Here is a 22489-nt window from a genome sequence, read left to right as displayed (position 1 = left end):
CCACATCGTCCCGGATCAATTGCAGTGATTAGCGTCAAGGAACGATACGAGGTCAAGTACATGCGGGGATGGAACCGAAAAAAGCCGGCCCTCCCCCAAATGGGTGACGCCCAAAAAGAAAACGGACGCCTACGCGGGCGTCCGTTTGCAATTTGCGATTGAAGCGATCGCGGATCAGGCGGCCTTGGAGCCGGTGTCCTCAGGGCGCTTGTCGATCACCTTGTCGACCAGGCCGAATTCCTTCGCCATCTCGGCGGTCAGGAACTTGTCACGCTCCAGCGCGTCCTCGATAGCCTTGTAAGGCTGGCCGGTGTGTTTGACGTAGATTTCGTTCAGCCGCTTCTTGAGATTCAGGATCTCCTGCGCGTGGAGCATGATGTCGGTGGCCTGGCCCTGGAAACCGCCCGACGGCTGGTGGACCATGATGCGCGAATTCGGCAGCGAGAAGCGCATGTCCTTTTCACCCGCTGCGAGCAGCAGCGACCCCATCGACGCGGCCTGCCCCGTGCACAGGGTCGAGACCGGCGGACGGATGAACTGCATGGTGTCGTAGATCGCGAGGCCCGATGTCACCACGCCGCCCGGCGAGTTGATGTACATCGAGATTTCCTTCTTCGGATTCTCGGCTTCGAGGAACAGGAGCTGCGCGACGATCAGCACCGACATGCCGTCCTCGACCGGACCGGTCACGAAAATGATGCGCTCTTTCAGGAGGCGCGAGAAAATGTCGTAAGCCCTCTCGCCGCGATTGGTCTGCTCAACCACCATCGGCACGAGGTTCATGTAGGTTTCAACGGGATCGCGCATTTATCACCTGAAGGTTAGCTGAGGCGCAGCCGGACAGCTTGAAGGACGTGGAGAGTTCCGGCGGACGGTTGGCCTCGTGATGCAGAAAGGTCGGACCCTACAGATATAGCAGGAGAAGCCTGCCACAAGAGCGGGAAAAGGCCGCAACGGCCTCAAAGTCCGTCCAGTTGAAGCCGATTCGGCTTGTGGCGAAAAGCGACCCAGGCAGGCTCCGGGGCCTTATTCGGCACACATCGTTAATGGTTTAAGCCATTTCCGCCATGACCCGCGAGGTCATGGCCGGATATTCCGGACCTGCTATCGTCCCGCACGGACACCGCAATGAGGATCGGACCGGAATGCTTTACGCCGAAGACCTTGCGATCGGCCAGCGCTTTGCCTTTCGCGATTACCCGATTGAAGAAGCCGAGATCATCGACTTCGCCAAAAGGTACGATCCCCTCTCCATCCACATGGACCCTGTGGCCGCGGCCAACGGCCCGTTCGGCGGGCTGATCGCCAGCGGCCTGCAGACGCTTGCGATCTATCAGCGGCTGGTTGTGGAAGCGATGTGGACGCAGGTGGCTGGCGTCGCGGGCGCCGGGATCGAATCCCGGTTTCTGCGGCCGGTGCGCCCGGGCATGACGCTCACAGGGCATGCGGAGATCGCAGCGCTGCGGCACAGGCCGGAGCGAAACAACGCGATTGTGACGGTGAAAAGCCAGATCACGGACGGGACCGAGCAGGTGCTGTCGGTTTCGCTCGATGCGGTGATCCATTCGAGGGCGGGTCACCGCCAGTTCTAGCTGGCGATGACCGATCTTTTTGCAGCGGCCTTATCAGGCCGCCGTCTTGTCATCCTCGATTTCCTTGACCAGCTCGTCGCGACTGACCTTCTTCTCGGTCACGTTGGCAAGCTCGAGAATGAAATCGACAACCTTGTCTTCGTAGATCGGCGCGCGGAGCTGGGCCAGCGCGTTCGGGTTGCTGCGATAGAAGTCCCAGACTTCCTTCTCGCGGCCCGGCGACTGGCGGGCACGGTCGATCAGCGCGCGGCTGACTTCGTCGTCGGTGACGGTGATCTTGTTCTTCTCGCCGATCTCCGAGAGCACGAGGCCGAGGCGCACGCGGCGGTCCGCGATCTTCTCGTATTCTTCCTTGGCCTTTTCCTCGGTGGTGTCTTCATCGGCGAAGGTCTTGCCGGTGGATTCCATCTCGGCCTTGATCGAGTTCCACATCAGCTTGAACTCTTCCTCGACCAGTGACGGCGGCGGACCGAACTTGTGGGCCTCGTCGAGCTTGTCGAGCAGGACACGCTTCACGCGCTGGCGCGACGCACCGGCGAATTCGGCGACAAGGCGCTCGCGCATCGCTTCCTTCAGCTTGTCGAGGGATTCCATGCCGAGGTTCTTGGCGAACTCGTCATCGACCTTCGATTCCTGCGGCGCTTCGATCAGGCTCGCGGTGGTCTCGAACTCGGCATCCTTGCCGGCAAGGTTTGGCGCGGCGTAGTTCTTGGGAAACGAGGCCTTGACGGTGCGGGTCTCGCCCGAGGCAATGCCGATGAGCTGGTCCTCGAAGCCCGGAATGAACGTGCCGGAGCCGATCACGACCTGAATGCCCTCGCCGGTGCCGCCGTCGAATGCCACGCCGTCAATCGTGCCCTTGAACGCCACGGTGACGCGGTCGCCGGTCTCCGCCTTCGCGCCCTCGGCCTTGGCTTCATACGGACGGCTCTGGTCGGCGATGCGCTTCAGCGCCTCGTCGACGTCGGCGTCGGTGACGTCGGCCACCGGCTTCTCGACATTGAAGGTCTTGAAGTCGGCCAGTTCGATCGCCGGGACGACTTCGATGGCGACCGAATAGTTCAGATCGGATTTGCCCTCGAGGATCGCCTCGATTTCCTTTTCCTCGGTCGGCATGGTGACCTTCGGCTCGGTCGCAAGGCGGAAACCACGCTCGGTGAAAATACCGGCATTGGTGTCGCGAATAAGCTGCTCGACGGTCTCGGCGGCAACCGAGCGGCCATAGACCTTCTTGAGATGGGCGACAGGAACCTTGCCCGGACGGAAACCGTTCAGCTTCACCTTGTCCTTCATGTCGACAAGACGGGCATCCACCTTGGCATCAATATCCGACGCGGGAACGCTGACCTTGAACTCGTGCTTCAGTCCCTCTGCGAGGGTCTCGGTGACCTGCATGACGTCTATCTTCTTCCAGCTTGGCCCGGCGAGACCGGGTCGTTGTCAATCTGTGGATACAAACCGTCAGGCCACGGAGCCGTTCGGCATGTATCGGTGGTGCGGCGGACACGTTCCCGCGAGGGATGTCTCCTCCAGAATTCCTTGCGCAAACGAAAATCGCGCGTGGTGCGCCCGGAGGGACTCGAACCCCCACATCTTTCGACACTGGAACCTAAACCCAGCGCGTCTACCAATTCCGCCACGAGCGCGCAGTGATTGTCGTCCAGCGGCACAGCCGCGAGCGGCGGGCTTATAACATGAGGCAACCGGTTCGCAGCAAAAAAATGGCTTTTGCAACGCGGTCTTAGCGACAAGGGGCCGACTGGACAGGGCTTGCGGAAAATGGTCCGCATGGGCCATGAAAGACTTGACGAAAAACACCATGACAAATCAGGTTTTTTCGCCCTCGCGGCGCTCCCTGCTGACCGCTCTGGGCGGAGCTTTTGCCTCCGGTATGGGGCTGCCTGCGCTGGCGCAGGTCCCGGCAAGTCTCAGCCTGCACGCCCGGCCGGGCAAGCTGGAATCCGGTCCTGCGAAAGGGGTCTGGCTGCTTGAGACCGGCCATGCAGGCGCCATTCGGGCCGCCAAGGGCGACCTCTCCGTTACACTGGTGAACGAACTTCCATCATCTATCGTACTGAATTGGCTTGGGATTGATGGAGCAACCGCGGCGGAACCTTTGACCGGTCGGGCTCCCCTGCCGCCGGGAGGCCGGGCAACTTTCACGCTGCCCCTGCGTCAGGCCGGAACGGCGCTGATCAGCGCGCAGTTCCTGAGCGATACCTCCGGCCGCCCGTCGGCGGGCCGCGCCCTGATTGTCGAGGACAGTCCACCTATCGCCGTGGACCGCGACGAGGTCCTGCTGATCGAGGACTGGCGGATGAAGGCCGATGGCAGCGCCATCGCTCCGGGAAGCGCGCCGGACGGCACCACCGCCACCTACACCGTCAACGGACAGGCGGCACTTAGCATCGCGGCGAAACTGAATGAAAGGCTGCGCCTGCGCTTCATCAACGGATGCGCCCGCTCCCCGCTCGGCCTCAGAATCGAAAACCATGACGTCCGCGTCATGGCCATCGACGGGCTGCCGGCCGAACCGTTCCTGGCGCGCGACGGCCAGCTTGTGCTCGCACCCGGATCGCGGATCGACGCCTTCATCGACGCGACCCGCGCACCGGGCACGGTGTCAAAAATCATCCTGCACGACGGCACCGGCCCGCGCACGGCGGCGCAGATCACCATGTCGAACGATGCGCCTGTTCGCCCCGCCACATTGCCCGCCGCATCGGCGTTTCCGTCGAATGGCTTGCCGGAGCGGCTCAACTTGCAGGGCGCATTGCGTGGCGATCTGTCGCTCGATCCGAATGCGCAATGGATCACTCCATCGACGTTCGATGCCGCCGCAAAACCTGCCTACAGTGTCAAGCGCGGACGCACCGTGGTGATGGCGATCAGCAATCCGACCGCGACACCCATCGCCTTTCGCCTGCACGGACATCACTTCCGCCTGCTCGACCGGCTCGACGACGGCTGGAAACCGTTCTGGCTCGATACCTTGATGCTGGACAAGGGCCAGACCCAGCGCATCGCGTTCCTCGCCGAGTATCCCGGCCGCTGGCTGATGGAATCCGCCGCGATCAACTGGGCCGCGCCGAAACTCGTGCGGACCTACGTCGTGGAGTAAACTATCAATACGGGGGCTTCCTGCGTTCGCGCTGCATCCGTGCCGCTTCGACCCACCACGTCAGATCGTCGGCGAAACGCGGAAACGCCCTGACCAGCGCCTTGCCGCCTTCGCCGATCGGCTCTCCGGTTTCCGAGAGCGACTGGCCAATGGGGCCCACAGCGATGGTCTGGGATGTCACCACCATTCCCATTTCGGAAAGTGTGCCGTGCCAAGCCAGCGCGGCGCGCGCGCCCGAGAATCGTCCCGCCGAATAACTTGCAATCGCCGCCGGCCGCCAGAACCATTCCTCCAGAAAATGATCGGTGAGATTCTTCAGGCCCGGCTGGATGCCCCAGTTGTATTCGCCGGTGACAAACACGAAGCCGTCCGCGCCGATGATCTTCTGCGCGAGTTCCTCGAGAGCCGCAGGCGCCTGCCCCTTCGGATACTCCTTGTACATCCTGTCCAGCATCGGCAGATCGACAGCCTTGGCGTCGATCAGTTCGGCGTCCGCCCCGCGCTCGCGAAAATTCCGGACAATGAAATCCGCAAGACGAATGCCCATCCGGTCGGAACGGTAAGAGCCATAGAACACAAGAATACGGTCGGCCATGAAGATAACTCCTGCGAGGACTCGTCAGACGTTCAGGTCGCGGTGCAGGCTGTCACACCTCGCTTGCCATGGCGAAGGAATGTCCCCTTCTTGTTCATCGTGAGCGTGATGCCCCGGCCTGTGTAACGCGCCCCCGAAAGCGTGAAGCGCTTTCGCAGGGTCACGGCCTTGCCGTCGATCTGCAGGTGCGCCTGCTTCGGATCGTATTTCAGGAAGGCCGCGGTAAATTGTGCGCCGTCGGCGCAGACAAAACTCTGGAAGGTTTGCTGGGCAGCAGCAGGTGACGCGCCGATGCCCGCCAGCACGGCGAGAAAGGCTGCGAACGAGAGAGAATGCCGTGTCATCTTCAGTCCTTCCGAATGTGATCTCGCCAAAGCCTGCGGCCTGAGCAAGGAACCGCGCCAATCTAGCAGGGTCACCTTTCCTGTGCATATCGCGACGGCGGGCGGGAGCCATCCGGCGCGCGGGAGTAAAGTGCCTCAGCCACCGGCGGACGTCCCATCACAAGCATTTAAAATGATTGTGTTTTCGGCATCTTTCGTTCGGCCTGCGGGCCGGTCGCCGCCTGCCGATTCAGCCCGGAGGGAGGGTCAGATGCTTGAGAATGTGCCGCTCCGGGATGCCAGACCGGCCGTGATCGTATGTCCCGAGTGCAGACGTCATCTCATGGAGGTGATGGATGTGCGCTGGGCGATGACCAAACTGGAATTCACTTATGCCTGCACGGGGTGTGGCGCGCAGACCATTCGCGCCATCGCGGGCGATACGCCGGTGTTCGTCTCGCGCGCATCGACGCACTTGCGCAGTCTCGAGATTTTCAACTTCGATCCCGATGCAGGAAAGACGCCCCACCATCGCGCAGCCGAAACGGCGATCAGCACGCAGGTCGTGCGCGAACGGCGCCTGGATTGATCATCGAGCGCTTCTGACATTCCAAGGCAAATCGAATTTTTTGATCAACCCAAGTTCCAACCCCGCACTTCCGTGAACAGGAAGTCCATTCCACTCTGTATCCTCTGGACTTGCTGTAAGAACCTCAATGGCTGAAATCCGCGTCAATTCTTCTTTTATCAAAGCATTGATGCGGAGACTCGTTATCTGGGTAGCGCCGGGTTTTCGATAAAAATACAGACGCTTCGCGAGTCCCATTGTCGCGACACCAACATACAGGACAGCATCGGCCCTGACGAAGGCATAAACTCCAACATGCTTTGGCAACGAAGCGTTGGAAACGATTTCGCCATCTCGTGAAAGAGTCCAGTTATCGGAACTCGCAAAACCAGAGCTCAACAATACATCCCGAGTCAATGCCGCCTTCAATGGCTTAACCGCAACGGGCACCGACAACGTGCCGCGCTCTTGTCGCCGCCCTTCCAGCAAGCCCGCATCTCTCAGCACCCCGTAGACGTGCTGGTATCTTGTTCCGACGCGACGGGCGATCTCGGCGACACCAAGTCCTTGTTGTGCGAGGGAGCGTATATCTTCCGAAATGGTCATTTGTTCTAGTTCAAAGAATGCCAGAATACCATCAAGCCTAGAAGCACAGATTGGTCATCACCTTGCCGGACTTGTCCTTGAGCACGTAAGGACATTCGGCGCGCTTGAGCGCGGCCTTGGCCTCATCGTTGCCCAACGCCGCGGCCTTTTCGTAGTAAGATTTCGCCGCGCTCGAATCCTGCGGACCGCCGCGTCCCGCCTTCGCAAATGCGCCCATCCGCTCCAGCGCGCCCGGGTGATCCTGCGCCGCGGCTTTCTCGAACAGGTTGCGCGCGCCGGCGTCATCCTTCGGCCCACCGACCCCATCCTGCAGCATGAGGCCGAGCTGGAATTGCGCCTCCGCATTGGTCTCGGCGGCTTTTGCGAGCAGCGCGCGCGACCGCGCCGCATCCGCAGGCGCTGCGCCTTTTCCTGTCAGGGCCGTCAGATTGCTGACACCGCGCGGATTGCCGCCCTGAGCGGCGCGCTCGAACAGTTTGGCCGCCGCGGCTTCGTCTTTCGCAACGCCCGCGCCGGTGGCGTAAGCGACACCGAGTTCGACCATCGCCGACGTGCTGCCCTTGTCGGCGGCCTTGCGCCAGGCACCGATCGCCTCGCCAGTCTGCCTGTTGGCGGCGTAGGCGCGGCCGAGCTGATACATCGCGCGCCGTGTGCTTGAGGCCTGCTTGCAAAATCGGATCGCGGTGGCGACATCGCCGGCCGCGACGGTCGCAACGCCTTTGACATCCGACGGCTTGTCGGGATCGGCCGGATCGGCGGCAAGCCGGTCGCACAACACGAGATCGGCTGACTGCGCATGAAGTTGCGGGACAGCGGCCATCAGCGCAAAGGCCGTGATGCTGAAAAAATAGACAGTCCTGAGAAGGCTCTTCATCCCGGCACTATAGCGCCTTCGCGCAAAGCAATACAGCCGATGCGAAGGATCACTGCCGCGATTGCGGGAAGAACGGCGATACCAGAAGCGACGGCTTGAATGGTTTCCACTGACCTTCCGGCTGCGCCAGACGATCCGCGATGACCCACAGCGCGGGCGCGTGAAAGCCGAGACCGAGATGCGTGGTCCGCACTTCGACATTCTCGTTGGTCGGATGCTCCTGCTCAAGACACGCCTGCCAGGCCACGATCCCGTCGGAGCGCGTGTAAATCGCGGTCGCAGGCATCGGCAGCGGCCTGGACAGTTCGGCGATGCGCGATGTCGTGACCGTGCTCGACGGCTGGCCGGTGAGCAGACGCCACACCGTCCGCAGGTTGTTCGCGTTGGGCGCAGCGAAGGGACTGCCAAGCGTCACGACAAGGCGGACATGGTCGGGGCTGCGGCGCGCCACTTCACGCGCGAGAATGCCGCCGAGACTCCAGCCGATCAGGCTGACGCGCTGGCCGGTGTTTCGCGACAGGTCGCGGACCGTCTGCGCCACCGCCGGCGCTTCGAGTTGCGGAAGCCGGATGTTGCGCCCGCGCCCCCAGCCCCTCACGTCATAACCGAGCATGCCCAGAAATCCTCGGATCGCGAAGGTCGAATTGTCATTCGCGCCCAGTCCCGGCAGCACCATCACCGGATGACGCGCGCCGCGCGGCGCAGTGGAGAGAAATGGCGCGGCCGCCATCAGGCCCGCGATGTCGAACAACCCGCGCCCTTCAAGCGCAAGCTGAAGTCTGGATGGCGCGGCAATCGGATCGCTGGTCATGAGCGTCGTCCCCCTGTCGCAGGATCATGCCCGCGCGGCGAACAATGCGCAATCAAGCCGAATTCGCTAAGAATTTCGTAAGGATAGCGTAAAACCCTTTGTCAAATGTCGGGCGGTATGAGTCTCCCAAAGATTGGGGATCTCATGCTTACGCCGACTGCAGCAGCCAACAAAAACGACACCCATCGCGAAGAAGCGCGCCTTGATGCGCTGGCGCGGCTGGACGTGATGGACACCCCGCCTGAAGAAGCCTTCGACCGCATCACCCGTCTGACCAAACAAATCTTCGGCGTGCCGATGTCCACGATAACGCTGATCGACGGCCACCGGCAATGGTTCAAGTCCCGGCAGGGTATGGCGGACAGCGAAACACCGAAAACTCCGGCGCTCTGTAATTTCGCAATTCAGCAGACCCAGCCGCTGGTGGTTCTGGACACGCTGTCGGACAGCCGCTTCCGCGAGAACATCTTCGTGACGGGCGCGCCGTATATCCGCTTCTACGCGGGCGTTCAGTTGCTCTGCGAAGGAGGTCACCCCATCGGCACACTCTGTGCGATGGACACCAAGCCGCGCAATTTCGACAAGACACAGCTCGCCATGCTGTCGGATCTCGCCGCCATCGTCATGAGCGAGCTTCAGCTCCGCAAGCTTGCGATGCGCGATGGCCTGACAGGCGCGCTGTCACGCCGTGCGTTCCGCGAAGAGGCCATGCGTGCGCTCACCCTTGCGACACGTCACAAGCACGACATGAGTTGTGTGATTTTCGATCTCGATCATTTCAAGTCGGTCAACGACACACATGGTCATGCCGTCGGCGACCTCGTTCTCAAGGCTTGCGTCGAGGTTTGCCAGCAGGAGCTTCGCGAAACCGACCTCGTCGGGCGGATCGGCGGTGAAGAATTTGCGATCCTGTTGCCTTATACGGGCCGCGACGCCGCGATGCGAATCGTCGAGAAGGTCCGCTCTGCAATGACCCGCATCTATGTGCAGGGCAAGTCGGGCGCGGTCAAGGTCTCCGCCAGCTTCGGCGTCGCATCGCTCGATCTGTCGGTGACCGATATCGATGCCATGCTCGCGCGCGCGGACACCGCGCTTTATCAAGCCAAGAATGCGGGACGAAACACCTGCATGGCCTGGCAGCCCGAATCTGCCCTGAATGGCATCCTGCGCCGCGTGTTCAAGGCCGGCAACATCACGTTCAACGCCGGACGATCGACCATCGATTGCACTGTGCGTGGTCTCTCCGACACCGGTGCGATCCTGCATGTTTCCAGCAGCGCCGATATTCCCGACCAGTTCAAGTTGCAGATTTCAGCAGACGATATCTACCGGCTGTGCAAGGTCGCGCGGAAGACTGACAAGCACCTTGAGGTCGAATTCGACTAACCTCAACTTATTGTCGTCTTCAGCCACTCCAATATCTGCGCGTTGATCTCGCGCGGATAGGTATGGCTGAGATCGTCGATCTCGCGATAGGTCACGTTAGCACCTGCGCCGGAGAGCGCGCGCTGCGCCTGCCGCGCCACCTCGACCGGAAACATCCAGTCTAAAGCGCCATGAGTGAGGAAGATCGGCAGCCCCTGCAACCGCTGGGGATCGGCCGTCGAGACCAGCATCGGATGGAACGTCGCGGAGACTGGCGCGAGATGCGTGAAGGGTGACGCGCCGTCGAGCGCACTGACATAACAGAACGTGCCGCCGTCGCTCATGCCGGTCAGCAACAGCCGCTTGGGGTCGATATTCCATCGCCCGCGCACGCCCTCAACAATCCGCGCCAGATTGGGCGTGTCGTTGTCGTCACCCATCAGCGCCCATGTCGAGCCCAGCGAATTGCCCGAGGATGTCGGCGCAACGAGAATCGCGCCGAAGCTGCGCGCGTCGCGCAGCCAGCTCCAGAGAAAGCCGCGCCCATGACCGCTGCCGCCATGCAGCGCGACCACAAGCGGCCACGCGCGATCCAGCGTGTAGTTTTCCGGCACATAGAGCGAGAAGCCGCCGCGCGTGCGCGGCTCGTTCTCGACATGAAACACGCCGGTTTCGTTCTCCCGTGGCTGTTGCATCGCGGCCCGAAGGGCATCAGCGTCCGAACGCAGCGACGGATCGAGAAAGAAGGCGCTGACCACCGGGATCAGGGATGCAAGCGGATACAGCGCCTCCTGCGCCCGGGGCAGATGCCGCAAGGCCTTGAACACCGCGCGCACGTCGCCTTGTCCGGCGGCCTCGCGCAGTTCGGCAAATCCCGCCAGTGTTTCATCGCTGGCCCGCGCAAGGAGTCCACCAATGCTGTCCGGCCCGCCATTGTCGTCGAATTGCGGACGCACAGACCGCAACGCGGTTTCAGGCGCGCCGATGGCTTCCATCACTTCGCCGAATGCCGATGGATCCAAATGCCGAGCGACGAGGCCGAGGGTCTCGATGCAGGTGAGCAAAGGCAGGACGCTTTGGGAAGGATGGGATGTCATCGGCGCAGGTTAGTGGCCAGAGCCGGACTGGCAAGGCTCGGGCGGCGATTGGCTGTCATGATTTTCACCCGACCCGCGCAACGGCAGACGCGATGGCTCCTACTCCTCCGGCTCGGTGGTGAAAAACAGCGGATAGCCCTTGGCCTTGCCGAGTTCGGTGGCTTCCTTCGCCCGCGTCTCCGCCACGTCGCGGGTATAGACCGCGATTACACACGCGCCCTTCTGATGCGCGGTCAGCATCACGCGGCTTGCGGTCTCCTCGCCCATCCGGAACACGGCCTTGAGCACCATGACCACGAATTCGCGCGGCGTGTAGTCGTCGTTGAGCAGGATCACTTTGTAGAGCGGCGGACGCTGCAGTTTGATCTTTGTACTGGTTTTCGGTTTGACGGTCGTGGGGCTCATCGGCGCTCTCTTGGTGTCACACCAGGCAGACGCTGCAATGTGAGGGTTGGGCATCGCCACTCTGCCCCCATATGATTTCAAGGGGTGAACGCAACGAGGCCGACATGCCGCAGGTCGCATCCAGCGTCATTTCGCAGATTGATTATAACGCCGCTGCGCGCCAGCTTCACGTCACTTTCGCGAGCGGGCGGACATATGTCTATTCCGATGTTCCGGGCGAGGTTTACTTCCAGTTCTGCCGGGCCGCCTCGAAGGGCGAGTTTTTCAACAGCATGATCCGCGACCGCTACACATTCACCGAACGCCGCTGACGCCGGCGGCCGGAATCAGCCATCGCCCCGTGGCGTGGAGATTAAGTTTAAAATCGATACTTATGATCGGCTCAGAAAGCCGATCACGTCACTTATGCCGCAGTAGTCCCCATGAAATATGGATTCTTTCTGCTTGCGCGACCTTTTCGCGGAAGCTAATTTATAGTTCTGAAATTGAACTTATAATCGCCGCAAGTGAATCAGCGGCATACGGGAGAGAAAGACCATAATGTCGAGAATACTGTTCGCTGCACTGGCCGCTTCGCTCGCACTGACCTCTGGCGCGGTTGCAGCCGATGCCCCCGGCGTCACCGCCACCGAGGTCAAGGTGGGCGCCACCTTCCCCTTCAGCGGCCCCGCCTCCTCGCTCGGGAACACCGGCAAGGGCCTGATCGGCTACGTCAACCAGATCAACGATCGCGGCGGCATCAACGGCCGCAAGATCAATCTCATCACCTATGACGACGCCTACAGCCCGCCGAAGGCGGTCGAACATACCCGCAAGCTGATCGAGAGCGACGAGGTTGCTTTCATGTTCGGACAGCTCGGTACACCGTCGAACTCCGCAACGATCAAGTACATCACCGGCAAGAAGGTGCCCGATACGTTCATCACCACCGGCGCCACCAAGTTCACAGATTCCAAGGAATACCCGCTGACCACGACATCGCTGCCGAGCTACGACACCGAAGGCAAGGTTTACGCGAAGTACTTCAAGGCGCAGCTCCCGAACGCGAAAGTCGGCATCCTTTACCAGAACGACGATCTCGGAAAGGACTTCGTCAATGCATTCAAGCCGATATACAAGGACGAGTTCGCCAGCAAGGTCGTGGCGCTGGCCTATGAAGTCGCGGATCCCACCGTCGACTCGCAGGTCGTCAACTTGAAGGCCGCCGCGCCCGAGGCGCTGCTGATCGCAGGCACACCGAAGTTCGCAGCGCAGGCTTTGCGCAAGATGAACGAAATGGGCTGGAAGCCGCTGACGCTGGTCAATTTCGTCGCCGCTTCAATCGGAAACACCTTCGTTCCGGTCGGCCTCGACAAGGTCACCGGCGTCATGACGGCGGGCTTTCAGAAGGACGCCACCGATCCGAAGTGGAAGGACGATCAGGGCGTCAAGGATTTCACTGCTTTCGCGCAGAAGTATCTTCCGGGCGCGGACCTGTCTGACCAGAACTACCTGTACGGATACCAGCAGGGCATGATCCTCGAGCAGCTTCTGAAACAGGCCGGCAATGACCTGTCGCGCGAGAACATCCTGAAGCAGAGCAAGAGCTTCAAGGACTTCGTGTTGCCCACCACGCTGCCCGGCATCAAGATCAATACCTCCGCGGCTGTGAACCAGGCCTACACGCAGATGCAGATGCAGCGCTGGAACGGCAAGAGCTGGGATCAGCTCGGCGACGTCGTAAAAGCCGACTGACCTCTACCCTCTGTTGATTATCGGCAAGGCGCCGCGACCCATCGCGGCGCCTTCGGCTTTTTGGCCGCGGCTCCGCCATGGAACGTATTCGCCGCATTCGCATTATCGGGATAACCCCTGCCGCGCAGGCTTGGCCGCCGGCGAAATCCTGTATTCATGACGGAACCGTGGAACGATTTTCCATGATGGCGAACTACAACTCCGATCCATCGACACCCTCATTCAAAACGACACCCGTCTCCTTCATTTTTCCCGATGACGGTCTCGTCCCCAACAGCCCGCTGCCTTTCCTGCTCTACAAGAGCGCGATCGAGGTCGATGGGCATCCCGAAGAAGCCATCGAGAATCTGTTCTCGGCAAACGGATGGGGACAGATGTGGCGCAACGGCGTCTACGATTACCTCCACTATCACGCGACGGTGCATGAGGCTCTCGGCGTTGCGCGCGGTCGCGCGCTGGTCCGGTTCGGCGGCAGTCATGGCGAGGATTTCGAGATCAGGAAGGGTGACGTGGCGATCCTGCCTGCGGGGACCGGCCATCAATGTCTCTCATCCAGCGACGACTTTAGAGTGATCGGCGCCTATCCGCCCGGTCCGCCCATGCAGGTCACGCGGCCAACGCCGGAGAACTACCGGCTGGCAATCAGGATCATCCCGCGTGTCGCTTTGCCGGACAGCGATCCAGTCTACGGACAATCGGGGCCGCTGGTTGAACTCTGGAAGAAAGGCCGACGATAGTCCGCAAACTACGGAATGGCGACCACGCGCGACGCCTGCTCCGGCCCCATGGGCACACAGGCCTTCTTACGGCGAAGCGCACCCGTTCCACCGGTCACCTTCAGAACTTTGCCCACGCCGCATGTGCCGTTGTCGACATAGACCACGGACCACGGGGAGAGAAAGTATGGTTCTTTTTTCAGAAAGTTGGGGGTGATTTCCTGCGCCAGGCTCGGCGCGGACATGGCAGCGAGAAACACGAGGGCGACGACGGTACGCATGACGCTCATCCCAAAGGCCGGCCGAACAAACCTAGTGGTCCAATTCTCACATTCGCATCGGTTAATGGGTTGCGAATGTCAAATCCCTTCCACTAACAGGCAACACAATGCGCGGTTTCCGTGAATGTTCCAAGACGCGAACAACGGCATGCTGATCATTTTGAAAGCATGCCTATGCCACACATCATAGCGAAAGCCGGAACGGCTGACACTGCGGCGTGTTGTGCCTCCCATAACCGTGGAGGTTCTAATGCGACGTAAACTGCTTTTCACCACCTTGACGACGGCGTTACTGGCAGCGTCGACGCTCGCAGCATCGGCGCAGGTCGCGCCGCCGTCCTCGCCCGGCGGCTCGGCTGCGGGTTCACCCGGCGTTTCTCCGGCAACACCACCACCAGCAGCGGCTCCGTCATCGCCAGCCACAACCGGCAGCAGCACCGGCATCAACCAGCCGGGCGTGCCAAACACTTCGACGCCCGGCAAGATCGGGACTGGCGCGACGCCGAGCGGCCTGCCCGGCGACAGCCCGTCCAGCCCCGGCTATCCGGACAAGGTCGGAAAGTAGCTAGCGACGGGACAAGCGAGGATAGCTACTTGGCCGCGTCGGACCCCCCCTCCTGCTTGAACGGAACGAGCAGCCACAGGGTCAGGAAGGTGAAAAGGGAAATGACCACGGCGACGTCGTAGGCTCCGAGGCCGACGGCGGCGCCGGTGGCCCCGGTCGCCCAGAGGCTGGCGGCCGTCGCCGTACCCCGCACCGAATTCTCGGTCTTGAGGATCGCTCCGCCGCCGATAAAGCCCATCCCGGTCATCAGCCCTTCGATGATCCGCGCGGTGCCTTCGGGATGGCCTGCGAGAATGTGCTCTGTCGCCTGCACGATGCCGCAGGTCGCCAGAGCAACCAGCGGAAATGTCCGCAGGCCCGCGCTCCGTTCCGCCTTCTCGCGGTTCCAGCCGATTGGCAGCGCCAGCACATAAGCGACTGCCAGCGCAATGAGATGCGGGCCAAGCCGAAAGCTGCCCGCCGCTTCCAAGAGTGATTGCATTGTTCCTCCAGCGATGGTCACAACGTGACACGTTGGAGAGAAGTTCCGCTACTCCGTCTTGGTGTTGCTGTTGGAACTTGTCCGCGGCATTCCGTCCTTGCCGGCGCCCGCGATGCGGACCTCATCACCGTCGGCGATGCCGTCCGGCGGCGAAAGGATGATCCGGTCGTCCGGCGACAGCCCCGTGGCGATCTCGATCTCACGGCCAAGGTCGCGCGCGATCGTGACGGCCTTGAACAGGATTTTGTCACCGGCACTGACGGTGGCGACACGCAGGCCGCTGGCATTGAAGATCAGCGCGCTCGACGGGATGCTGAGAGGCTGCGCATCCCGGGTCAGCGTGATTTTGACATTGGCAAAGGCGCCGGGACGCAACTCCTTGTTCGGATTCTCGATCGCGAGCTGCATGCGGGTCGTGCCCGAGGAAATATCCACCGACTGCGCCGAGGCCTCGACGGTCGCCGGGAACGTGCGGCCCGCATATTCCGGCACGGTGACCGTTGCCTTGGACCCCATCCGGATGCCGGGGAGATAACTCTGCGGAACGTTCACATAGAGACGCAGCTTCTTCACATCGGACACGACGAACATGGCGGCGCCCGACCCGGTGCCGCCATTGATCAGCGCGCCGACGTCGGTGTTGCGCTCGGTGACAACGCCATCGAACGGCGCCGTGACATTCTTGTAGTTGGCGAGTGCTTCCAGCCGCTCGACATTCGCTTGCTGGGCGCGGACCTGCGCCTCCTTGCTGGCAAGATCGGCCGAACGCTCGTCGATTTCCTGCTGCGACACGAAGTTAGACGCTTGCAGGGTCTTGCGGCGCGCCAGCGTCGCGGCCGAGAGTTTTGCCGCCGCCTGGCTGTTCATCAGATCGGCGCGAGCCTGCAACAATTGCTGGTCGAGATCGGGCGCCTCGATTTCGGCGAGCTTCTGCCCCGCGCTCACCTGCGCGCCGATATCAGCGTTCCAGCTTTTCAGATAGCCGCTGACGCGCGCATAGATCGGCGCACGCGAATAGGCCTCAAGGCGTCCCGGCAGGTCCAGTGTCGCGTTAAGCGGCTTGGTGCCGGGCAAGGCGACGGCGACCGACGGGATCGCCTGTGCGTCGGTCCATTGTTTCAGGTCCGCGTCGCCCTTCGAGCGGCTGATGATGCCGGTCACCACAACCACACCAAGCACGCCGGCGCCGATAGCGCCGTACAGCTTGAGCCTGCCGGGCGACACCGAAGGATTCTTGTCAGGTTGCATGAACGAGCTCCGGAGCAGACGCGGCTTCCGCCGACTGCTTCTTGTGAACCATACTGAAAACCACGGGAACGAAGATCAAGGTCGCCGTGGTCGCGAAAATCAGTCCGCCGATCACTGCGCGCCCGAGCGGCGCATTCTGCTCGCCGCCCTCGCCCATGCCGAGCGCCATCGGCGTCATGCCGATGATCATGGCAAGCGCCGTCATCAGAACCGGGCGGAAGCGGACAAAGCCCGCGTCCAGCGCGGCGGCGACGGGATCGCCGAGCTGTTCGTAGCGCTCACGCGCGAAGGCGATCACCAGCACCGAGTTCGCGGTGGCGACACCCATGCACATGATCGCGCCGGTCAGCGCCGGCACCGATAGCGTGGTGTGTGTCGCGAACAGCATCCAGATGATGCCGGCAAGTGCCGCCGGAAGCGCTGAGACGATCACGAACGGATCGGACCAGGACTGGAAGTTCACCACGATCAGAAAATAGATCAGCACGATCGCGCCGAGCAGACCGAACAGCAAGCCCGCGAACGCGCTGTTCATGGTCTCGACCTGCCCGAGCAGGACAACGCGGCTGCCGCGCGGCAGGTCCTTCGCCGTCTCGCTGATGGCCTGCTGGATATCCTTCGACACAGCGCCGAGGTCCCGGCCCTGCGGCGTCGCGAAAATCTGCACCATGGTCTGGATATCGTACTGCGACACCACCGCACTGGAGCTTGAACGCTTGATGTCCGCGATGCCGCCGAGCATCGGCGTCGTCGGTGCGCCGGTGGCGGAAATCGGCAGCGCCTCCAGCTTGCTCAAGGAGTCAATCTGGTACTGCGGCGTCTGCATCACAATGGAATAGGACACGCCATTGTTCGGATCGAGGAAGAAGGTCGGCGCCACCTGGGAGCTGCCCGCGAGATTCACGACCATGCTGTTGGTGACATCGCGGGCCGTCAAACCGACATACTGCGCGCGCGTGCGATCCACATTCACATTGAAGGCGGGCGCACTTGGCGACTGCTGGATGCGCGCATCCGCAACGCCCGGAATCAGCCGGATGCGGCGCAAAAGATTACTTGCGTACTTGAAATTCTCGGCCGTGTTGGCACCGCGCACCTGAATGTCGATCGGTGCGGGCGAACCGAAATTCAGGATCTGGCTGACGATATCCGCCGGCAGGAAGGCGAACGAAACGCCCGGAAATTCGCGCGGGAGCTTCTCGCGAAGCTCGCGGACAATCTCCTCGGTCGGCTTGTGGCCTTCCTTCAGCTTGATCTGGATATCGCCATCCTGCGGGCCGATCACGCCGGTGTTGTTATAGGTCAGGTTGATGCCGGAGATCGGCATGCCGATATTGTCGGCCATGGTGTCGATCTTATCGGCGGAGATAATCTGCCGGATCACCTTCTGGATGTCGGCGAGCTTGTTGGCGGTCTCCTCCACGCGGGTGCCGATCTGGGTCCGGACGTGGATCAGGATCTGCCCCGTATCGACAGCCGGGAAGAAGTTGCGGCCGAGGAACGGCACCAGCAGGAACGACAGCCCGATAAAGCCGAGGAAACCCATCACGAACATCCTGCGATGGCCGAGCGCCATGTGCAGCAGGCCGTGATAGACGTCTCTCACCCGTTCAAACCGCTTTTCAAATCCGCGCTGGAACAGCACCAGCGGGTTACGGGTCGGCGGCGGTGGCAGCGGATTGCCGTTCTCGTCATGTGGATGGGGATGCAGCAGATACTTTGCCATCGTCGGCACCAGCGTGCGCGACAGGATGAACGACCACGTCATCGCGAACATCACCGACAGCGCCATCGGAACGAACAGGAAGCGCGACACGCCGGTCAGGAAGAACATCGGCACGAACACGATGCAGATACAGAGCAGCGTGACGAAGGCCGGGGTCGCGATCTGCCGCGCGCCCTCCAGAATGGCGGGCTCGACCTCCATCCCGTGTTCGAGATGATAATTGATGTTCTCGATGGTCACGGTGGCGTCGTCCACCAGAATGCCGACCGCGAGCGCGAGACCGCCGAGCGTCATGATGTTGAGCGTCTCGCCGGCGACCGAAAGGCAGATGATCGCACCGAACACTGACAGCGGAATCGAGATCGCGATAATAAGGGTCGAGCGCCAGCTTCCCAGAAACAGCAGGATCATGACGCTGGTCAGCGCCGCGGCCAGCACGCCCTCGAAGGCGACGCCGGCGATGGCGCCGCGCACGAAGATTGACTGATCGCCGAGCAGATTGACACGCAATTGCTCCGGCAACTGGTCCTTGGTGTCGATGATCTTCTGCTTGATGCCCGCGATGATGTCGAGGGTGGAGGTCGCACCTGCCTTCAATACCATCATCAGCACCGACCGCGTACCGTCGACATGGACGATGTTGGTTTGCGGCGGGTTGCCGTCGCGCACTTGCGCCACATCGCGGATATAGACCGTGGCGCCGTTGACCACCTTGATGGGCAGGTTGCCGAGTTCCTCGATCTTGCGGGGCGCGTTGTTGAGCTGGATGTTGTATTCGAAATTCCCGATTTTCTGCGTGCCGACCGGCGTTATCAGGTTCTGCGCAGCGAGCGCGTTGGCGACGTCCTGTCCGGACAGGCCGAGGGCCTGCATCGCGTCCGGATTGATGTCGAGCTGGATCTGGCGCTGCTTGCCGCCGAACGGCCAGGGGATCGCGGCGCCCGGCACGGTGACCAGCGGCGTGCGCAGTTGGTTGGTGGCGATGTCGAACATGTTCTGCTCGGTCAGCCCCTCACCGCCCAGTGCGAGCTGGATGATCGGCACCGTTGAGGCGCTGTAGTTCAGGATCAAAGGCGGCGTCGATCCCGGCGGCAATTGCCGGAGCATGGTCTGCGCGATCGCCGTGACCTGCGCGTTCGCCGTGCGGATATCCACATTCGGCTGGAAGAAAATCTTGATGACGCCGTAGGTGGTGTAGGAGTTGGCGGTGATGTGCTCGATGTCATTCACTGTCGTGGTCAGCGCGCGCTGGAACGGCGTCACGATCCGGCCCGACATCTGGTCCGGCGGCAGGCCGGTGTACTGCCACACCACGCCGATCACCGGAATCCGGATTTCCGGGAAGATGTCCGTCGGCGTCCGCAAGGCGGCCAGCGGGCCGACAATCAGCAGCAGGAGCGCGAGCACGACAAACGTATAGGGTCGGCTCAGGGCAATCCGGACAAGCGCATTCATTTTATGTTTTCTTTGTTTTCTCGGTCGAGGGCGCGCGGCAGCCGCCCACGCAGGAAAAGCCCTGTTTTCTTCACGCTTTAATCTGGGCTGATCTATCCGAATCCGGAGCGATTGCGCAACGCCGCAACGCTCACAGTCGCTTGTTCAAGCGGTTCCGGATCCGGTTTTTGGTCAATAATCCGATGTTCGCGGCCAATTTATCACAGGATCATCTGGGTCTGGGTCACCACCGCCACCAGCTTGCCCTCGCCCGTTTCCAGCCGGGTCTGCCAGACCTGGGTCCGCCGCCCGAGATGAACCGGGGTCGCGGTCGCGGTGACGGTCATGCCCGCCTTGGCCCCGCCCACGAAGTTGGTCTTGCTTTCGATGGTGGTGGTGCCTTTGGCCTCCGGCGGCAGGTTGATGACAGTCGCCGCCGCCCCGACGGAATCCGCGAAAGCCATGACGGCGCCGCCGTGGATGGTGTGGCCGAGGGTGCAGAGGTCCTCCCGCACCACCATGGTCGCCACCACCTTGCCCGGCTCGGCCTCGGTAAAGGTCACGCCCATCAGGACGGCGAGCGGCATCGGCCGCGACTGAATCTTTTCAAGCAGGGTCACGCGGCCCCTCCGATTGTTAATGCGATACATGAAGCGGCTGCCGGAGCGGCAAGCCGCTTAAAGTCATGGATGAAGAGCCGATTCATGCCGCTTCCACCCCGCACCAGTTCGCCACGAACAGCGCAATGGCCCGCGTGGTCTTGCGCAGCGATTCGATCTCCACCCGCTCATTGAAGCCGTGCATGGCCTCCGCATTGGCCCCGAAGCAAAGGCTCGGGATGCCGGCGTTGAGGCCATAGAACCGGGTGTCGGTCAGGGCGGTGAAAGCCAGCTCCTTCATCGGCCCGCCATAGACCGTCTCGTAGGCCGAGCGCAGCACGGCCTCGGAGTCCTCTGCTCCGGTCAGTTCATAGCCCTCCGACAGGAAGCCGGACCACTCCACCACCGGCGGGTTCTTCGCCAGGAATGGGTGCTGCTTCGCCGCGGCTTCGACGCAGGCGACAATTTCGGCCTGATGATCGGCAATGGACCAGCCGGGCAGCACCGCGATCCGGCAATCGAGGTCGCACCAGGCCGGCACGGATGAGGCCCAGTCGCCGCCCTTGATGATGCCGGGATTGAAATTGATCGGGTGCTTCACGACCTTGAAATGCCGGTCGCTGGCGGCGCGCCCGTTCCAGTCTTCCTCGAGCCCTTCAAGCGCCTGAACCAGATGATAGGCGGCCTTGATGGCGTTGGCCCCCGCCCCCGCCTCGAATACATGCACCGGCTTGCCGCGCACCTTGAGGCGAAACCAGATCACGCCGACTTGCGAGCGCACCAGCTTGCCGTTGGTGGGTTCCGGAATAAAGCAGCAGTCGGCGCGATAGCCGCGCTGCACCGTGGAAAGCGCGCCGACGCCGGTGCTCTCCTCCTCGATGACGGACTGAAAATGAATCCTGGCCGTCGGCTTCAGCCCCGCCGCGCCCAGCGCATCGAGCGCATAAAGCGCGGCGATGGTGCCGGACTTCATGTCACCCGCGCCACGGCCATAAAGCCAGCCGTCCCTGACGGTCGGCGAAAACGGCGGCGTGTCCCACATGTCGAGCGGACCGGCGGGCACCACATCGCAATGCCCCTGCAGGATCAGCGAGCGCCCCGCCTCACGCGCCGGGCGATACGTGCCGACCACCGACCGCGCTCGGGAGAAATCATGCTCGATCGAGCCGAAGCCGCGCAGGTCCTTCAGGTCATCGACATTGATATGCCAGTCATCGACCTCAAAGCCGCGCTCGCGCAGCAGGCCGTGCATCATGTCCTGGCAGGGGCCTTCCGCGCCGCGCGTCGAGGGAATGGCCGAGAACTGTTTTGTAGTCTCAAGCTGCCGGTCGAAAGCGTCGTCCACCGCATCGAGAATACGGCGCTGAACCTCGTTCGAGGTGGTTTTGGCGTCCATTGTTCCGTCCCTTCATGCCCGCGTCTGCCGCGCGGATGATGGGCATGAGTGTAGCCAACTTTAGGGCGCGACTGGAAGGGACGCGATGACCTCGCAGGTAGGCATCGCTACGATGGAGAGTGGCCGGTTGAACCTCGGCCCGCGCAGCAGCGACTAATGATTTCCCTGCTCAAGGCAGATCTTTCTCAAAGACAAGCGTGACACAATGCTCCTGATGTCCGACCGGTTAAAGTATGCCGCCCTCACCCTGATGCTGGTGGCGATCCTGCTCGCCTGGTTCAAGGGACGATATGCTGCTTCTGCAAACGGCCGGTCGATCGCCTGGACTCAAGTTCCTCTGATTGCGTTCTTGGCAGTTTCTATTGGTCCAAGCGCAATCGCTGCGCTCATTTATCTTGGTTACAAATCCGGTTTGTTGCAGGCCGGAAAAGCCGGATACCAATTTTCGTCATTCATTTTTCAGCTCCCCCTCGATTTCGCTCTTATGAATTGGGGTTTCGTTGCTTTGTATGTAGCTTCACGGCTGGCACCGAACTTTCGGTCTTCCCGGTCTGCGATGTGGTTTTCCGCAGCAGCGATGTCCTTGCTCAATGTTCCGCTGTTCTTTCTGGCTCCCGATATGGTGTCCAACGTCTTCGACGCCGGCCAGGGCATCGGCGTCGTTCAGGCCGTGCTCAGCATGCCGCTCTGGTTCGGTTCATATCCCAGCTTTCTTAATCCCGACTCCGGGCTGGGTCTTCTGGTCTTCGCGCCGCTTGCACCCATACCGCTCGCAGGTTTGGTCTGCTGGATCGGTGCACAGTTCATCGGAGGGATTGTCAGTTCTCCGAATGGGAGATCTGCGCGGTCGTAACGCACCGCTCCGAAAGTCTCCGGCCAGTCATTCTGCAAAGAGTCCGCACATCCTCAATCATTCGGCCGCCACGCCGGGTGCGGCGGCCGAAGGATGACC

Annotated in this window: 24 protein-coding genes and 1 tRNA gene; 9 read left to right on the top strand and 16 right to left on the bottom strand. The window is 61.8% G+C overall.

What is annotated here, in order from left to right; genetic code table 11:
* Positions 1-174 precede the first annotated feature (174 nt).
* A complete protein-coding gene (locus tag HMPREF9696_RS03495; RefSeq protein WP_002711568.1) occupies positions 175-807 on the bottom strand; it encodes an ATP-dependent Clp protease proteolytic subunit in 633 nt (210 codons plus the stop codon).
* Positions 808-1067: 260 nt separating this feature from the next.
* On the opposite strand from HMPREF9696_RS03495, the gene HMPREF9696_RS03490 reads away from it, so the two are divergent.
* The gene (locus tag HMPREF9696_RS03490) at positions 1068-1592 is read left to right on the top strand and encodes a MaoC/PaaZ C-terminal domain-containing protein (RefSeq protein ID WP_245259194.1); all 525 of its coding nucleotides are present in this window, start codon (positions 1068-1070) and stop codon (positions 1590-1592) included.
* Positions 1593-1625: 33 nt separating this feature from the next.
* Here the strand turns inward: HMPREF9696_RS03490 and tig are convergent, their stop codons facing one another.
* Both tig and HMPREF9696_RS03480 read right to left on the bottom strand, forming a co-directional pair.
* Positions 1626-2987, bottom strand: coding sequence for a trigger factor (tig, locus tag HMPREF9696_RS03485; protein ID WP_002711566.1), 1362 nt, complete (start codon positions 2985-2987; stop codon positions 1626-1628).
* A 166-nt stretch (positions 2988-3153) separates the two neighbouring features.
* Positions 3154-3238 (bottom strand) — tRNA-Leu (locus tag HMPREF9696_RS03480).
* Between the two features lie 173 nt (positions 3239-3411).
* Here HMPREF9696_RS03480 and HMPREF9696_RS03475 point away from each other — a divergent pair.
* A complete protein-coding gene (locus tag HMPREF9696_RS03475; protein ID WP_040301784.1) occupies positions 3412-4713 on the top strand; it encodes a multicopper oxidase family protein in 1302 nt (433 codons plus the stop codon).
* Between the two features lie 4 nt (positions 4714-4717).
* On the opposite strand, the gene HMPREF9696_RS03470 is transcribed toward HMPREF9696_RS03475, so the two are convergent.
* A complete protein-coding gene (locus HMPREF9696_RS03470; RefSeq protein ID WP_002711564.1) occupies positions 4718-5308 on the bottom strand; it encodes an NADPH-dependent FMN reductase in 591 nt (196 codons plus the stop codon).
* 32 nt (positions 5309-5340) lie between these two features.
* Entirely contained in the window at positions 5341-5652 is a 312-nt protein-coding gene (locus HMPREF9696_RS03465) for an MliC family protein (protein ID WP_002711563.1), read from the bottom strand.
* 250 nt (positions 5653-5902) lie between these two features.
* On the opposite strand from HMPREF9696_RS03465, the gene HMPREF9696_RS03460 reads away from it, so the two are divergent.
* Positions 5903-6220, top strand: coding sequence for a hypothetical protein (locus HMPREF9696_RS03460; protein WP_002711562.1), 318 nt, complete (start codon positions 5903-5905; stop codon positions 6218-6220).
* Here the strand turns inward: HMPREF9696_RS03460 and HMPREF9696_RS03455 are convergent, their stop codons facing one another.
* The 3 genes from HMPREF9696_RS03455 to HMPREF9696_RS03445 all read right to left on the bottom strand — a co-directional run bounded on the left by HMPREF9696_RS03455 (position 6221) and on the right by HMPREF9696_RS03445 (position 8490).
* Positions 6221-6805 carry a hypothetical protein gene (locus tag HMPREF9696_RS03455; RefSeq protein ID WP_002711561.1) on the bottom strand — a complete coding sequence of 195 codons (585 nt, stop codon included), beginning with the start codon at positions 6803-6805 and terminating at the stop codon, positions 6221-6223.
* Between the two features lie 37 nt (positions 6806-6842).
* On the bottom strand, positions 6843-7625 hold the full coding sequence (locus HMPREF9696_RS03450; protein WP_040301782.1) for a tetratricopeptide repeat protein: 783 nt from the start codon (positions 7623-7625) through the stop codon (positions 6843-6845).
* 103 nt (positions 7626-7728) lie between these two features.
* Positions 7729-8490 (bottom strand): esterase/lipase family protein, encoded by a 762-nt coding sequence (locus HMPREF9696_RS03445; RefSeq protein WP_002711559.1) that lies wholly within the window; start codon positions 8488-8490, stop codon positions 7729-7731.
* A 144-nt stretch (positions 8491-8634) separates the two neighbouring features.
* Here HMPREF9696_RS03445 and HMPREF9696_RS03440 point away from each other — a divergent pair, with 144 nt between their 5' ends.
* Positions 8635-9876: a sensor domain-containing diguanylate cyclase gene (locus HMPREF9696_RS03440; protein WP_040301133.1), complete on the top strand. Its 1242-nt coding sequence runs from the start codon at positions 8635-8637 to the stop codon at positions 9874-9876.
* Positions 9877-9878: 2 nt separating this feature from the next.
* On the opposite strand, the gene HMPREF9696_RS03435 is transcribed toward HMPREF9696_RS03440, so the two are convergent.
* Positions 9879-10952: a carboxylesterase family protein gene (locus tag HMPREF9696_RS03435; protein ID WP_002711557.1), complete on the bottom strand. Its 1074-nt coding sequence runs from the start codon at positions 10950-10952 to the stop codon at positions 9879-9881.
* Positions 10953-11051: 99 nt separating this feature from the next.
* Positions 11052-11357: an ATP-dependent Clp protease adapter ClpS gene (gene clpS / locus HMPREF9696_RS03430; protein ID WP_002711556.1), complete on the bottom strand. Its 306-nt coding sequence runs from the start codon at positions 11355-11357 to the stop codon at positions 11052-11054.
* 104 nt (positions 11358-11461) lie between these two features.
* Here clpS and HMPREF9696_RS03425 point away from each other — a divergent pair, with 104 nt between their 5' ends.
* From HMPREF9696_RS03425 to HMPREF9696_RS03415, 3 genes are all read left to right on the top strand, one after another.
* Positions 11462-11668, top strand: coding sequence for a KTSC domain-containing protein (locus tag HMPREF9696_RS03425; protein ID WP_002711555.1), 207 nt, complete (start codon positions 11462-11464; stop codon positions 11666-11668).
* Positions 11669-11897: 229 nt separating this feature from the next.
* The gene (locus tag HMPREF9696_RS03420; protein ID WP_002711554.1) at positions 11898-13091 is read left to right on the top strand and encodes an ABC transporter substrate-binding protein; all 1194 of its coding nucleotides are present in this window, start codon (positions 11898-11900) and stop codon (positions 13089-13091) included.
* Between the two features lie 182 nt (positions 13092-13273).
* On the top strand, positions 13274-13828 hold the full coding sequence (locus HMPREF9696_RS03415; RefSeq protein WP_002711553.1) for a cupin domain-containing protein: 555 nt from the start codon (positions 13274-13276) through the stop codon (positions 13826-13828).
* Between the two features lie 8 nt (positions 13829-13836).
* Here the strand turns inward: HMPREF9696_RS03415 and HMPREF9696_RS03410 are convergent, their stop codons facing one another.
* Positions 13837-14088, bottom strand: coding sequence for a hypothetical protein (locus tag HMPREF9696_RS03410; protein ID WP_002711552.1), 252 nt, complete (start codon positions 14086-14088; stop codon positions 13837-13839).
* 250 nt (positions 14089-14338) lie between these two features.
* Between HMPREF9696_RS03410 and HMPREF9696_RS03405 the strand changes: the two genes are divergently transcribed.
* A complete protein-coding gene (locus tag HMPREF9696_RS03405) occupies positions 14339-14653 on the top strand; it encodes a hypothetical protein (RefSeq protein ID WP_002711551.1) in 315 nt (104 codons plus the stop codon).
* A 25-nt stretch (positions 14654-14678) separates the two neighbouring features.
* Here the strand turns inward: HMPREF9696_RS03405 and HMPREF9696_RS03400 are convergent, their stop codons facing one another.
* The 5 genes from HMPREF9696_RS03400 to HMPREF9696_RS03380 all read right to left on the bottom strand — a co-directional run bounded on the left by HMPREF9696_RS03400 (position 14679) and on the right by HMPREF9696_RS03380 (position 21537).
* Positions 14679-15134, bottom strand: a complete 456-nt coding sequence (locus HMPREF9696_RS03400) for an MgtC/SapB family protein (protein WP_002711550.1) — start codon at positions 15132-15134, stop codon at positions 14679-14681.
* A gap of 48 nt (positions 15135-15182) precedes the next feature.
* A complete protein-coding gene (locus HMPREF9696_RS03395) occupies positions 15183-16382 on the bottom strand; it encodes an efflux RND transporter periplasmic adaptor subunit (RefSeq protein ID WP_002711549.1) in 1200 nt (399 codons plus the stop codon).
* Entirely contained in the window at positions 16372-19563 is a 3192-nt protein-coding gene (locus tag HMPREF9696_RS03390) for an efflux RND transporter permease subunit (protein WP_002711548.1), read from the bottom strand. The genes HMPREF9696_RS03395 and HMPREF9696_RS03390 overlap by 11 nt, the downstream gene beginning before the upstream one ends.
* Before the next feature lie 200 nt (positions 19564-19763).
* Positions 19764-20162 carry a PaaI family thioesterase gene (locus tag HMPREF9696_RS03385; RefSeq protein ID WP_002711547.1) on the bottom strand — a complete coding sequence of 133 codons (399 nt, stop codon included), beginning with the start codon at positions 20160-20162 and terminating at the stop codon, positions 19764-19766.
* A gap of 82 nt (positions 20163-20244) precedes the next feature.
* The gene (locus tag HMPREF9696_RS03380; RefSeq protein WP_002711546.1) at positions 20245-21537 is read right to left on the bottom strand and encodes an ArgE/DapE family deacylase; all 1293 of its coding nucleotides are present in this window, start codon (positions 21535-21537) and stop codon (positions 20245-20247) included.
* Positions 21538-21742: 205 nt separating this feature from the next.
* Between HMPREF9696_RS03380 and HMPREF9696_RS03375 the strand changes: the two genes are divergently transcribed.
* Complete coding sequence (locus HMPREF9696_RS03375; protein ID WP_002711545.1) at positions 21743-22390, top strand: hypothetical protein; 648 nt, start codon at positions 21743-21745, stop codon at positions 22388-22390.
* Positions 22391-22489: the final 99 nt, after the last annotated feature.

It is taken from the genome of Afipia clevelandensis ATCC 49720 (genome assembly GCF_000336555.1).
GTDB classification, from domain to species: Bacteria; Pseudomonadota; Alphaproteobacteria; order Rhizobiales; family Xanthobacteraceae; genus Afipia; species Afipia clevelandensis.
The sequence above is the reverse complement of the archived record's forward strand: the minus strand, read 5'-3'. Positions and strand labels throughout refer to the sequence as shown.